This window comes from Streptomyces sp. NPDC002306, from assembly GCF_053593435.1.
Window position 1 is genome coordinate 78245 of sequence record NZ_JBSFCK010000024.1, and the last position, 12430, is coordinate 90674.

The window sequence follows — 12430 nt, forward strand, 5'->3', positions numbered from 1 at the left end:
GCCTCGCGGGCGTCGCCCCTGCAGCGTTGCTACAAGAACCGGCGGATGGGCATGACGGCGACCTCGCGCGCCTGCTGGAGCATGGAGCGCCGCTTCCAGCGTCCCTCCCGGATCAGCGTGGCGGCCTTCAGGTCCTCGTCGAAGTGACGGTCGAGGGTGGCCGTGAACTCCTGGTCCAGTACGGCGAGCATGATCTCTTCGTCGTGGTCGAGGGAGCGGCGGTTGAAGTTGGTCGAGCCGACCAGGGCGGCCACGCCGTCGACAGTGATGGCCTTGGCGTGCATCATCGTCGGCTGGTACTGGTAGATCTTCACGCCGCAGGCGGTGAGGGCCTCGTAGTAGCGCTGGCCCGCCAGTTGACACACCCGCTTGTCGGTGTGGGGGCCGGGCAGCAGGATCTCCACCTCGACGCCCCTTCGGGCGGTCGCGCACAGCAGGTCGATGAAGTAGGCGTCGGGTGAGAAGTAGGCGGTGGCCAGCCGAAAGCGGTCCTCGGCCGATTCCAGCATGACCCGGAGCAGGGTCTGCATGTCCTGCCAGCCGAAGCTGGCCGATCCGCGTACCACCTGCACCACCGCGTCGCCCTGTGGGCGGTGTGGAACGAACCGGTCATGCTCGTCGAAGAGTTCGTTGTGGCACTCGGCCCAGTTCTGCGCGAAGGCGGCGGCGATGCCGTCCACGGCCGGGCCGCGGACCTCGACGTGGGTGTCGCGCCACTCGTGCTCGTTGCGGGCGTTGCCGCACCACTCCTCGGCGATGCCTACCCCGCCGGTGAAGGCCGTTCCCTCGTCCACGACGAGGACCTTGCGGTGACAGCGGTGGTTCTGCTTGAACGGCGAGAGGAGCAGGGGCGCGCGAAACCAGGCCACTTGCACGCCGGTCTGCTTCATCTCCTCCAGCAGCTCCTTCTCGATCAGCCGGCTGCCGAACCCGTCCAGCAGCAGCCGCACCCGCACACCCGCGCGGGCCCGGTCGGCGAGCGCCTGCGCGAACTCGCGGGCGATGTCTCCCCTCCAGTACACGAACGTCATCATGTCCACGGTGTGTTCGGCGGACCGGATGGCTGCCAGCATCGCCGGGAAGATCTCGTCTCCGTTGCGCAAGGCGGTGAGCGAGTTGCCCTCGGTCGCCGCGATGCCGATCAGCCGTTCAAGTCGCCGCCGTATCCGTCTGGTGCGGTCCCGGGTCTTCGCCTGTGCCGACGTGTCGGCATCGGGGGTGGTCAGCTCGGGCTGGTCCTGTGTGCTACTGGTCACGGTGTCACCTGGCCGGCGCTCGCAGGAGACGAAGAAGCCGCGCGGCCCGGTCCGGCGCGGGGCGCAGCGAACTGCTTGTACCCCCGCATCGCACTCCGAGACGCGAGGCGCGGCCCGAGATCACGGCACGTGCGGCGGTCCTTCTCCGCGCCGCTCAAAGTGGGGCCGGCACGGACATGCGCGCGGCCGCAGCGGGCAGGAGGGGCTCACCTTGCTTTCCACCCGAGGCGGCCCCATGACGTTCTCCGTGCACGCCCCTGAGGCATCCACCTGCACGGGTACGCCGGAGGCCGTGGACGACCTGCCGTGGACAACGGACATGCGTCACCGAAGGGAGTACCTGTCGTGAACGCCGAGCAGGACCCACTGCACCAGCCGTCGGCACCCGTCCTCACGGAACCGGTGCCGGATGTCCAACTACAGATGCTGGTACGGCTGATCGGACAGGACGCACAGGCAGCCTTGCCGATCACACTTGTCGTCGGGGGCGGCTTCCTCTGCGGAGACCTGGTGTCCCACGAGGCGTGGAGAGCCGACTGGGCGCGCAGCCTGCGCGGCATCGACGGGCCCGGCGCACGGTTGCTGGAACGATTCCCGGAGCAGGTGGACGAAGCAGTCGCCGACAAGCGGGGAGACCAGGTCCCGCAACGGCTGCCGCAGTGGATCCACCTGCGGGACGCCACCGGCATCGCCGGAACGGACGGGTCCGTGGTCATGCCTCTGTGGCGCGGCCGGCTCACCGACGTGTCAGGCTGGTCCCTAGGCAGGCCTGAATAGCTGCCCAAGCCGGGCGGCGCCGATCCGGCCGCGCCCGCCGGCACACGACCGACACGAGCACACGACTGACACCAGCACACGATCGAGACATCCACATTTCCGTCGCCGCGTCCGGCCCGTCGAAGGCTTGGCCGCCGTGCCTCGCGCACCTGTTGCCGCATGCGTCCCGGCTGCCGGTTACCAAGCGCTCAGTAGCACCTGTATCAAGCGCTCAGTCACCTGGAAAGTGCGCCCTTGTCACGACCGAGCGGGACGACGGACCCTGGGTACGGACACGGTGCTACGCGTACCGGACGTCGGATCCCGATGGCACTGCGGCTGTTCAGGAGGCTCCCGGATGTCGGTTACACCCGAGTACGGCGCTGACGGGCGATCCATCGTCACCGAACGCGAGGCGGAGGTGCTGGTCGAGGGGATCTGCTTCAAGACGGGCCCGCCCCGCACCGTCGGGGTGGAGGTCGAATGGCTCGTCCACGACGAGCAGGCCCCGCGCAGCTTGGTCGCCCCGGAGCGGCTGGAGGCGGTCTACGCCGTCCTGCGTACGCTGCCGCTCACGTCCGTGCTGAGCATCGAGCCCGGCGGCCAACTGGAGTTGAGTTCACGCCCCGCCCCGTCGCTCACCCGATGCATCACGGAGGTCTCCGCCGATCTGACCGCCGTACGTGGCGTACTGCGCGAGCACGGCCTGGTCCTGGTCGGCATGGGCATCGATCCGTGGCGTTCGCCGCGGCGGTTTCTGCGGGAACCGCGCTACGACGCCATGGAGGCCTCCCTCGGTCGTACGGGCCCGGCCGGACGCACCCTCATGTGCGCCTCCGCCTCCGTCCAGGTCTGCCTCGACGCCGGATTCGAGGAGCCCGGAGTCATGGGGTTCACGCGCCGCTGGTGGCTGGCCCATCAGCTGGGCGCGGTTCTGGTCGCGACCTTCGCCAACTCGCCCCTCGTCGCGGGCCGGGCGACGGGCTGGCTGTCGAACCGGCAGCTGATGTGGATGGAACTGGATCCCGGGCGGGCCGGCGGGCCCTCCCTGGCCGACGACCCGCGCCAGGCGTGGGTCCGGCGCGTCCTCGACGCACCGGTGATGTGCGTACGGCGGGACGGCCCCTGGGAGGTGCCGGACGGCGTCAGCTTCCGCGACTGGACCCGCTCGGATGCCATGCGGCCACCGACACGCGCGGACCTCGACTACCACGTCACCACCCTGTTCCCGCCCGTCAGGCCGCGCGGCCACCTGGAACTGCGCATGATCGACGCGCAGCCCGGGGACGACGGATGGATCGTGCCGCTCGCCCTCGTCACGGCCCTCTTCGACGATCCGGCGGCCGCCGCGCTCGCGCACCGTGCGGTGGAGCCCCTGACCAGGCGGACGGCCGGTGCCCCGGCACCGCACAATCCGCTGTGGGCGGACGTGGCGCGCCGTGGCCTGTCCGACCCGGAACTGAGGCACGCCGCCATGACCTGCTTCAGCGCGGCGCTGGAGGCACTGCCCCGGCTCGGGGCGAGCACCGGAGTCGTGGACGCCGTGAAGGCCTACGCCGACCGCTATGTCGACCGGGGCCGCTGCCCGGCGGACGACGTGCTCGAGCGAGGGAGCGGCCGGGACGACGCGGCCTGACACCCCGCAGGAGGGCCGGGCCCTGCTCGACCACCTGCTGCGGCACGCCTCCTCGCCCGACTACACGATCCGATTCGGCTGGCAGCCCGGCGACTTCGTCCTCTGGGACAACCAGGCGACGTGGCACTACGCCGTCGACGACTACGGCGACGGTGCCCGCGTCTACCGCAAGGTGATCGGCGTGGAGCCGCTGCGGCGCGTGTTGCCCGGGCAGCGCGAGTGATCCGACGTCGGTGAGCCGCCACGACGTGCCCGGGCTGGAGGTCTCCGGCACGGTGGCGTCGTGAGGTGGACTTGGTGGTGGATTTCGTCGGTGGGCCGGTGCGGTGGCGGAAGCGAGGGTGCGGGCTCCTGCACGCCCGCCCCGGCCCCCGCCCCGCCCCGGTGGCTCCCGTAGCCGAGGTGCTCAGCCGGCCTGCTGTCGTTCGGGTGCGGAGCGGTGGGTGAGGGGTGCGCGCAGGCCGAGGTGTTCGCGCAGCGTGGTACCGGCGTACTCGGTGCGGTAGACCCCGCGCTCCTGTAGTTCCGGGACGAGCAGGTCGACGATGTCGTCGAGGCCGTCGGGGATGAGGTAGGGCGTGACGTTGAAGCCGTCGATGGCGCCGTGCCGTACGAAGCGGGCGAACTTGTCGGCCAGGCCGGACGGGGTCCCGACGTGACCGCGCTGTGGGCCGAGGGCGATGACGGTCTCGCGCAGCGACCAGCGGTTCGCTTCCGCCTTCGCGCGCCATTCGGCGACGACCGTGCGCGGATCGGCGACGCGCCGTGCCCCGAAGGAGCCGTCGTTCTCGGCTACGACAGGTTCCTCCTCGGGCAGGGGTCCGTCGGCGTCACGGTCTGACAGGTCGATGCCCCACAGCAGGCCGGCGATCCCGAGGGCCGTGGCAGGGGTGACCTGCTGGAGTCGGATCCAGTGCTTCTTCTCCTGGGCCTCCTTCTCGGTGGCACCGAGGATGATCTCGGTGCCGGGCAGGATCCTCAGTTCGTCATCGGGTCGTCCGACGGCTCGCAGCCGCCTCCGGATGTCCTCGGCGAAGGCCAGTGCGTCGTCGAAGTCGTTGCCGTGCGCGGAGAAGATGACGTCGGCGTTGCGGGCGGCGAAGTCGCGTCCCTCGCCGGAGTCGCCGGCCTGGAAGATCACCGGGTGGCCCTGTGCGCTGCGCGGCAGAGTCGGCGCGAGATCGACATCGAACTGCGTTCCCCGGTGGCGCACTTGGGCTACCGCGTCGGGCGCCGACCAGGCGGGTGCGGCCGCGGATCCGGCGGCGGCGCCGTCCTTCCAGCCGTCCCACAGGGCGCGGGCCACGGTGAGGAACTCCTCGGCGCGCCGGTAGCGGTCGGCGTGGTCGAGATAGCCGCCGCGGCGGAAGTTCGCGCCGGTCCAGGCGTTGTCCGTGGTCACCACGTTCCAACCGGCTCGGCCTTCGGAGAGGAGATCGAGGCCGGAGAGACGGCGGGCGAGGTCCGCGGGCTCGTTGAAGGTGGAGTTGGAGGTGGAGACCAGGCCGATCCGGCGGGTGACCGCGGCCAGCGCCGCGAGCTGGGTGATGGCGTCCGGCCGTCCGGCCACGTCGAGATCGTGGATCTGGCCGTCGACCTCGCGCAAACGGAGGCCCTCGCCGAGGAAGAACGCGTCGAACAGGCCCCGTTCGGCGGTCTGGGCGACGCGCCGGTAGGAGGCGGGGTCGATCTGCGAGCCGCTGTCGGGGGCGGACCAGATGGTCCAGTGGTTGACACCCTGGAAGAACACTCCGAAGTGGAGCCGGCCGTGCGGGCGGGGGACGTCGAGAGGATCGGTGCGGGTCATCGGGTCTCCTCCTGGACGGCCGCGGCCGCGAAACGGTTGGCGGGGCGCTCCAGGCCCAAGGTCGAGCGCAGGGTCGTGCCGGGCAGCGGGCGGGCGGTGAGGCGCCGCTCGGACAGGGCCGGCAGGACCAGACGGGACAGGACGGCGAGATCCTCGTCCAGCACCAGCGGATGCAGCCGCACTCCGTGCACATGACGGCTCAACTCGGCCAGAACAGAGACCAGTCGGTCCACGGAGCCGATGTGGCGCAGTCGCCCGCGGTCGGTCCACGACGCATACCGTTCCAGGTCGGCGACACGGTCGGCGCCGCTGGTGTCGGGCGTGTCCAGCGCCACTTCGACCTCGGCGAAGACGCGGGGCGTACCGGCGCCGGCGGCGGCCGTGCCCACCGACGCAGGGCTGCGGCCCTCGACCAGGGCGATGTCGAGCTGGGCCGCGGGCACCTGGTCCGGCCGTCCCAGGACGACGAGTTGGCCCTGTGGCGGGCGCGGCACGATCGCCGGCCCCTTGACGGCGTACGTCTCCCCGGTGAAGTCGACGTAGTGCAGTCGTTCGCGGTCGAGGTAGCGGCTCGTGGCCACGGATCGGATGACCGCGTCGTCCTCCCACGAATCCCACAGAACACGGGCGACCTCGACGCCGTCGCGGGACTCCCGGGCCCGCGCGGCGGCGTCGGTGATCAGGGGACGGCCCCAGACGCGGGCCGCTTCGGGCTGTTCCTCCTCCGTCACCACCCACCCGGCGCGGCCGGTGGAGATGTGGTCCAGGGACGCCAACTGGCCGGAGACGTGGAAGGGTTCGGCGTAGGTGACCGGGACGACGGGCGCGATTCCGATCGTGCTGGTGGACGCCGCGATGAAGGCCGCCCGCTCCACCGCGCCGATACGGCCGACGGGATCGGGCGCGGCTCCGGGCGGCAGCACCCCGTCGTCCAGGGTGATCAGTGTGAACCCCGCGTTCTCGGCCACGGCGGCGAGGCCGGCTACCCGGCGCGGGGTGAGCAACTGGTCGGGGGAGTGGGCGGCGCGGCGCCAGGCCGCGGGGTGGGCGCCATCGCCGTCGAGCTCGACGGCCAGGTGCAGGGCGGGGCCGGACAATGGACGTTCCTTCCAGGAAGCACGTGAACTCGCGGCCGCAGGGGGCAGCGCGAGAGAGCCGGGCGGAGCCTCGGCGTGGGGAACCCGTCGGACGGGCCTGCGCGGGTCAGAAGCGTGCGGAAGGACAGACGGCTGAGCAGGTGAGGCAGTAGTCCACATGCCGGCGGACGATCAGTCGCACGCCGGAGCACACACCCTGCGGTGCCGCGCCGGATACGTGCATCAAGGGCCTCCACCCATCCAAAACCGTTCGGTTCACGGTACGCCGCCCGCCCCCGCGGGTGTCAAGAACAGGCGCCGCGACCAGTTCCGCCCAGCGGATGCCGAGTGCCCGGACCTGCGGGTCTGATCTGGCCGACTGCCGATGGGTCGGCGCTCTTTCGTTTTCATGCCGACGACCAAGCCGAGAAGGCTCGTTGCCATCACCCGCGGTTGCCATGCCCCCGGGATACGCTGCTTCGCTCCACCTGACTGGAGGTCATCCGAGTGTTTCCCGCACGAGTACTTGCCGGCGTTCCGTTGGCTCTGGTGATTCTCGCCGTGTCCGGCTGTTCTTCCCTCATGGGCTGCAGCGACACGACCGCGGAGCGTGGTGAGGCCGGTGTCAGGGTGCGGGTCGAGGACCTGTACGGGAGGCTTCTCGACGTCACGGCCGAGGTCGTCGACTGGCGCCTTGAGCCCCACCCGCAGACCCCCTCCGCAGGCGACGAGGTCCACTTCCACTTCCGGTTCGAGGGTGCCGATGACGTATCCGAGCGTGCAGTGGACGCCTGCGCGGTCGATAAGGAGCACGTGGCGTTAGGCTGCCAGACGATCTATTCGGCCGAGGCGTTCGGGCCGGGCGGTGACCCCACGGGCGACGAGTGGCTGGCCGTCGAGCACCCTGAGCAGGTTGCCGGAGTGCTGTTGATCCCCAACGACCAGTCCTACGACGGACGAACCTGCGGGCAGGACGTCAAGGACGGTGGCGGGCCACATCCTCCGCAACCGGCCAGCAGGGGGGACCAACTGTAAGCCGTCATTTGGTTGTTGAGCCGACGGTGGCACATGAGGGTTGCGGGGTGGAGCCCGACGTGGCCACGGCGTGGCCCTCGCGTTCGTCGATCGGGCACACCGAACCGGGCGCCAGGAGGTTGACTCCTCACCCTCCGGTGCCCGGTGCGATGCCCCGGACGCCCGCCTTCGGGCTCGCGGTGCCGGTTACGCGATCAGAGCCACCGCCATGGCGATCAGCCCGACCGCGATCAGCGCCACCACGACCATGATCAACGTGAGCGGCATCGCTGCCCAACCCTTGCGCAGTTCGGGCACCGGATAGGAGATGCCCGAGGTGCCCCCTTCGGCGGGTGGCGTTTCACCGGGTGACACACCGCCGCTTGGCTTGACCGTCCGCATTCGCTGCGGATCGGGATGAGGAGTCGTCGTCATGACGGACGCTCCTTTCGGTGCTCAGGTCAGGACGCGACAGGCGGCTGACGGGTTACTGGCGACGGTCACCAGGGCACTCGTCACGGCGTCGACGTCGCTGACATGCTGGGTCATGGAATCCTCACAGGTGTGGGCTGGGCGCTCCCAGACTGTTCGCAGCCCCGAGTACCCGCAGACGGCTGTTCGCCACGGCACCACCGGGGCGGCCGAACGGCAGTCGGTATCCGTGATCGCCGAGTGAGTGGCCTCGAGGGCTCCTCTGTGGCCGTATTGGATCAGTGCCTGGCAGACTCGCCCGATGCACATCACACGCCGTTCTCTCGGTACCGGCCCCCGCCCCACTCCGGAACAGCCCGCGCCGACGGGCGACGCACGTGCCCGTACGGCCGCCGAGCGGGCCGCTGCTGACCAGCCTGCCCCGGCCGTCGAGGTCCCAGAGGTGCCCGCGCCGCCTACTGACCGTCGCCCATTGGGCACCGGAAGCGCCGGATCGCAGACCTGCGGGGAGTGAGCCCGCGCGGTGGCTGCACAGCGCATGGCGCAGCCACCGCGCAGGGCTGTGACCTGCTGTGGTCGGGCGGCCCCTCGGCCCGGGGGAGGTGCGGGTCGGGCCTGGCCGCCATGCAACGAGATTCGTTAAGAAGGCGCTCTTCCCGCTCCTACGGAAGGAATACGAGGTGAACTGTGTGCGAGCCTGACGGACGACAGCGACTGGCACATACATGACTGGACGGTGGCAACGCGATGCGCGAGGCCTATCACGAGGAACTGGGCTCGATCAGTGAGGGCCTGGTGGAGATGGCGAACCAGGTCGGTTCTGCCATCGGCCGGGCCACCACCGCCCTTCTGGACGCCGATCTCACGCTTGCCGAGGGCGTCATCTCCGGTGATGACCCGGTCGACGAGCTGCACCGTGACCTGGAGAACCGGGCGATCGCGGTGCTGGCGCGACAGCAGCCGGTCGCCACGGACCTGCGGATCGTGGTCACCTCGCTGCGCATGAGCGCAGACCTGGAGCGCTGCGGTGACCTGGCGCAGCATGTGGCCAAGCTGGCCCGTATGCGTTACCCGGAGCCGGCGGTGCCGCGCGATCTGCGTGACACGATCTTGGAGATGGGCCAGCTCGCGGAGCGCCTGATGGCACAGGCCGCCGAAGTCATCCTGACGCAGGATGTCGATGCGGCGCTCCGCCTGGAGCAGGACGACGACCGTATGGACGAGCTGCACCGCACGGTCTTCCACCATCTGCTGGACGACCGGTGGCAGCACGGCGTCGAGACGGCGGTGGACGTTGCACTGGTCGGCCGCTACTACGAGCGGTTCGCCGATCATGCGGTGTCCGTGGGCCGGCGCGTGGTCTACCTCGTGACGGGGCAGCGGGTGAACAAAGCGGTCTCGGACAAGCCTGTGGCGGTGTGACCTGCGAATTCCGGTCCGGGCGAGGCTGGCGACGCCCCACGGAAGTCGGGTAGAGCGCGGACAGCGCGCCGCCACTTCTCCTCCACTGGCTTGAGGGGGGGCTACGGAATCGGCGGACGTACGGCTGGCAGAGAGCCCGACCCAGCGATCGAGGACCAGGCGGCGCACTCGCAGAACCGCATGACCGCCCTCCGCTGAGCGTCGAGGGCATCCGCTTGCGGAGTTCACCAGCGAAACCGGGCGGAACCCGTCGGAACCCGGCGCGGGGCCGCACCACGAGGGTGCGTCTACGTAACCAACGGCGAATCCGCTGATCAAGGAGAAACGCCAAGCGGCCGGGCAGGTCGCAGCCCGACACATGAACGACGGAAACGAGGGACCATGGCACAGCTGGGCGGCGGTCGGAAGGCGGGGGATCTGCCGTCGGCGGTGGTGGACTGTGCCCTGTATGAGGACGGTCTCCGCGTTCCAGGGCGGGTGAACCTGGTCAAGATCATGGAGCGGATAGATCCGGAGGCCGGTCGCTTCGTGTGGATCGGCCTGTACGAGCCCACAGCGGAACAGCTGCGCGAGGTCGCCGAAGCCTTCGTCCTGCACCCGCTCGCCGTCGAGGACGCCGTCAAGGCGCACCAGCGGCCCAAGCTGGAACGCTACGGCGACATGCTGTTCCTGGTGCTGAAGACGATCGTGTACGTCGACCACGAGAAGATCACCGAGACCAGCGAGATCGTCGCCACCGGCGAGATCATGGTCTTTGCCGGACCCGGCTACGCGATCACCGTCCGCCACGGCTGCGCCCCGCCGCTGGACGACCTGCGCCGGCAGCTCCAGGAAGATCCGCAGCAGCTGGGCGGCGGTCCTGCGGCCGTCCTGCATGCGGTCGCGGACATGGTCGTCGACCGCTACATGGACGTCGCCGACTCCTTCGCCGGTGATATCGACACTCTGGAAGCCGAGGTCTTCTCCCCTGACCTTACGGTCGACGCCGGGCGCATCTACCAACTGAAGCGGGAACTCCTGGAGTTCAAGCGCGCGGTCATGCCGCTCACCAGCGCCCTGCAGCGCCTCGGTGATGGAACCGTTCCGGGTATCCCGCCCAGGGTGGCCACTTACTTCCGGGATGTGGCCGACCACCATCAGCGGGTCGGCGAGCAGATCCTGTCCTTCGACGAGCTCGTCAGCGGCATGCTCACGGCCAGCATCACCCAGCTCGGAGTCCAGCAGAGTTCCGACGTACGCCGGATCAGCGCCTGGGCTGCTCTCATCGCCGTCCCCACGATGATCGTCGGTGTGTACGGGATGAACTTCACGCACATGCCCGAACTCAAGTCGCCGTACGGCTACCCGGCGGTCTGGGTGCTCATCATCACCGTGTGCACGGTGATTCATCGTGCGTTCCGCCGCAACAAGTGGCTCTGACTCGCCTGCAGTAGATCGGGATCCCGCTGGTGGCGATGACTGCATGCCGAGTCGGAGATGGGCTGGCGTTCATCGCGAGCTTCGGAAGGCACCCGGCGACCCAGAGCCTGACGTTGGCGTCACGGTTCCGCCCATGCCGTGCGAACGGACAGCCGACGGCGTGTGGGTATCGGTCCCTGAGGGCGGGCGACATACCGGGGGCGCGCACGGTGTGCAAAGTGAGTGCTGCGTCCGTCCCGGGCGGGCGCGCGCGGAGGGGGTGCGCTGCGTTCACCGGCGATTGGTTTTCAGCCTGCTCTGGGGTCCCTGGGCCATCGGTTGGGCGGCTTTCTTCGTGCCAGAGCGGATCGTCAAGGGCGTGTACGCGTTCTTCTGGGAGCGGCGCCGCGGCGTACTTCTGTGGTGTGGCCGGGCCGAGGAACAACCGCTGGGAAAGGACCAGTTCCTCCATTTGGTTGTGTCCCGCAGCGGGAACGTAGGTTCCAGGCCTTGGAGGACCAGAGGTCCGGCGTTGCCCTGGGGCCTCATGTGCCGCAGGTGTTCTGAGGAGTGCGGCCCTGATACTCGGACGTCAGTGCGTCATGGTGACGGGCTCACCGGCGCGGCGCCAGTTGTCGCTTGAGAAGCGTCGCCTGTCGGCGATTCGTTGAGGTGTACGGGGGGCCGTGCCGCGTTCTTCGGGTCCCAGGGGCCGGTTGACGGCACCGATTCGCTCAGGCCGTCGACAGGGGTGAGTGCCAGCAGAGCCGTGTACGAGGTTCCCATGCACGTTATGTCGGCTCTCTTGAGTGTGGTTGTCATCCTTTCGTCGACGCTGGGCGCGTGTGCTCCCGGTGCGGTGATGCGCAGCCGGACAGTGACCTTCTGGGTGCTCCAGTCGTCCGGAAGGATGTCACTCGCGCTCAGCAGCGAGGCGGGGTGGAATCCGCCCTGCTGACACTGGTCCTCGACGCAGAGCTGGTAGTTGCCCTTCGCGAGGTCCGGGTAGTCGGAGGTGAGCAGGCGCACGGTCACGCCGGAGGCGGCCCGGGACATGGTGCAGTCCCCCCGTTGTACGCATCCCGACGCCAGGGCGAGAACTCCGCAGGCCGCCAGCAGTACGCCGGTCCTCTTCACTGTGATCACCACTTCACCGGGCTCTCCGAGGATGCCCCGGCCTTTAGGCCGGGGAGGAATCGGACTCCTGCGGAGCAGGGCAGGGAATGGGCGATCGCCGCCTGGGCGATCGGCCGTCAGCGCAGGCCGGGCGGTGGTCGGCAGGCAGTGGGTGGCCCATTGATCATGACCGGGGACGGTATGCAGGTCAGCTTCCTCAACGGGGCTGTGGCAGGTTCTTGTTGAGGTGATCCATTCTCTTTCCTGGGATACGATTTTTCTTGTGACGGTGCCGCGGGATGCTGCCGGGGTGTCCGGGAGTGCCCGGTACACCTACCGGCTGCGTGTGTCGTCGACCGCCCGTGGTCTTCTGAATGCCGAGTGGGCGCGGTGCCGTTGGATATGGAATGAATGCGTCGCCCGGTCCAAGAAGGCCCACGCCGAAGGGGAAAGCTGCGGGCCGGCAGCCCTGGACCGGATGCTGACGCAGGCACGCGCGTGTGTTTCCTGGCTGGCC

Annotated in this window: 11 protein-coding genes and 1 pseudogene; 7 read left to right on the top strand and 5 right to left on the bottom strand. The window is 69.5% G+C overall.

All coding sequences use genetic code 11. From position 1 onward, the window contains the following. Window positions 1-29: 29 nt before the first annotated feature. Complete coding sequence (locus ACWCQK_RS31750; protein WP_451160888.1) at window positions 30-1226, bottom strand: phospholipase D-like domain-containing protein; 1197 nt, start codon at window positions 1224-1226, stop codon at window positions 30-32. Between the two features lie 375 nt (window positions 1227-1601). Between ACWCQK_RS31750 and ACWCQK_RS31755 the strand changes: the two genes are divergently transcribed. From ACWCQK_RS31755 to ACWCQK_RS31765, 3 genes are all read left to right on the top strand, one after another. Continuing rightward, entirely contained in the window at window positions 1602-2033 is a 432-nt protein-coding gene (locus tag ACWCQK_RS31755) for a hypothetical protein (RefSeq protein WP_451160861.1), read from the top strand. A gap of 337 nt (window positions 2034-2370) precedes the next feature. Next, complete coding sequence (gene egtA, locus ACWCQK_RS31760; RefSeq protein WP_451160863.1) at window positions 2371-3648, top strand: ergothioneine biosynthesis glutamate--cysteine ligase EgtA; 1278 nt, start codon at window positions 2371-2373, stop codon at window positions 3646-3648. Next, window positions 3578-3871, top strand: a complete 294-nt coding sequence (locus ACWCQK_RS31765; protein ID WP_451160865.1) for a TauD/TfdA dioxygenase family protein — start codon at window positions 3578-3580, stop codon at window positions 3869-3871. The genes egtA and ACWCQK_RS31765 overlap by 71 nt, the downstream gene beginning before the upstream one ends. A gap of 183 nt (window positions 3872-4054) precedes the next feature. On the opposite strand, the gene ACWCQK_RS31770 is transcribed toward ACWCQK_RS31765, so the two are convergent. Beyond that, a complete protein-coding gene (locus ACWCQK_RS31770) occupies window positions 4055-5455 on the bottom strand; it encodes an NtaA/DmoA family FMN-dependent monooxygenase (protein WP_451160867.1) in 1401 nt (466 codons plus the stop codon). Further along, window positions 5452-6552, bottom strand: coding sequence for an LLM class flavin-dependent oxidoreductase (locus ACWCQK_RS31775; RefSeq protein WP_451160869.1), 1101 nt, complete (start codon window positions 6550-6552; stop codon window positions 5452-5454). The genes ACWCQK_RS31770 and ACWCQK_RS31775 overlap by 4 nt, the downstream gene beginning before the upstream one ends. Window positions 6553-7038: 486 nt before the next feature. Here ACWCQK_RS31775 and ACWCQK_RS31780 point away from each other — a divergent pair, with 486 nt between their 5' ends. Next, entirely contained in the window at window positions 7039-7566 is a 528-nt protein-coding gene (locus ACWCQK_RS31780) for a hypothetical protein (protein WP_451160871.1), read from the top strand. A gap of 186 nt (window positions 7567-7752) precedes the next feature. On the opposite strand, the gene ACWCQK_RS31785 is transcribed toward ACWCQK_RS31780, so the two are convergent. Then, window positions 7753-7980 (bottom strand): DUF6480 family protein, encoded by a 228-nt coding sequence (locus ACWCQK_RS31785; RefSeq protein ID WP_451160873.1) that lies wholly within the window; start codon window positions 7978-7980, stop codon window positions 7753-7755. Window positions 7981-8724: 744 nt separating this feature from the next. Here ACWCQK_RS31785 and phoU point away from each other — a divergent pair. Next, a complete protein-coding gene (phoU, locus tag ACWCQK_RS31790; protein ID WP_451160875.1) occupies window positions 8725-9399 on the top strand; it encodes a phosphate signaling complex protein PhoU in 675 nt (224 codons plus the stop codon). Window positions 9400-9780: 381 nt separating this feature from the next. After that, window positions 9781-10818: a magnesium and cobalt transport protein CorA gene (locus tag ACWCQK_RS31795; RefSeq protein ID WP_451160877.1), complete on the top strand. Its 1038-nt coding sequence runs from the start codon at window positions 9781-9783 to the stop codon at window positions 10816-10818. A 579-nt stretch (window positions 10819-11397) separates the two neighbouring features. On the opposite strand, the gene ACWCQK_RS31800 is transcribed toward ACWCQK_RS31795, so the two are convergent. Continuing rightward, window positions 11398-11853, bottom strand: coding sequence for a hypothetical protein (locus ACWCQK_RS31800; protein ID WP_451160878.1), 456 nt, complete (start codon window positions 11851-11853; stop codon window positions 11398-11400). 343 nt (window positions 11854-12196) lie between these two features. On the opposite strand from ACWCQK_RS31800, the pseudogene ACWCQK_RS31805 reads away from it, so the two are divergent. After that, window positions 12197-12430: pseudogene (locus ACWCQK_RS31805) on the top strand (RNA-guided endonuclease TnpB family protein); the annotation flags it as partial.

What these genes read in the sequence shown, in the direction of transcription:
- egtA (WP_451160863.1), top strand. Translation starts at nt 2,371, where the DNA reads ATGTCGGTTACACCCGAGTACGGCGCTGACGGGCGATCCATCGTCACC.
- ACWCQK_RS31765 (WP_451160865.1), top strand. Translation starts at nt 3,578, where the DNA reads ATGTCGACCGGGGCCGCTGCCCGGCGGACGACGTGCTCGAGCGAGGGA.
- ACWCQK_RS31770 (WP_451160867.1), bottom strand. Translation starts at nt 5,455, where the DNA reads ATGACCCGCACCGATCCTCTCGACGTCCCCCGCCCGCACGGCCGGCTC.
- ACWCQK_RS31785 (WP_451160873.1), bottom strand. Translation starts at nt 7,980, where the DNA reads ATGACGACGACTCCTCATCCCGATCCGCAGCGAATGCGGACGGTCAAG.
- phoU (WP_451160875.1), top strand. Translation starts at nt 8,725, where the DNA reads ATGCGCGAGGCCTATCACGAGGAACTGGGCTCGATCAGTGAGGGCCTG.
- ACWCQK_RS31795 (WP_451160877.1), top strand. Translation starts at nt 9,781, where the DNA reads ATGGCACAGCTGGGCGGCGGTCGGAAGGCGGGGGATCTGCCGTCGGCG.
- ACWCQK_RS31800 (WP_451160878.1), bottom strand. Translation starts at nt 11,853, where the DNA reads ATGTCCCGGGCCGCCTCCGGCGTGACCGTGCGCCTGCTCACCTCCGAC.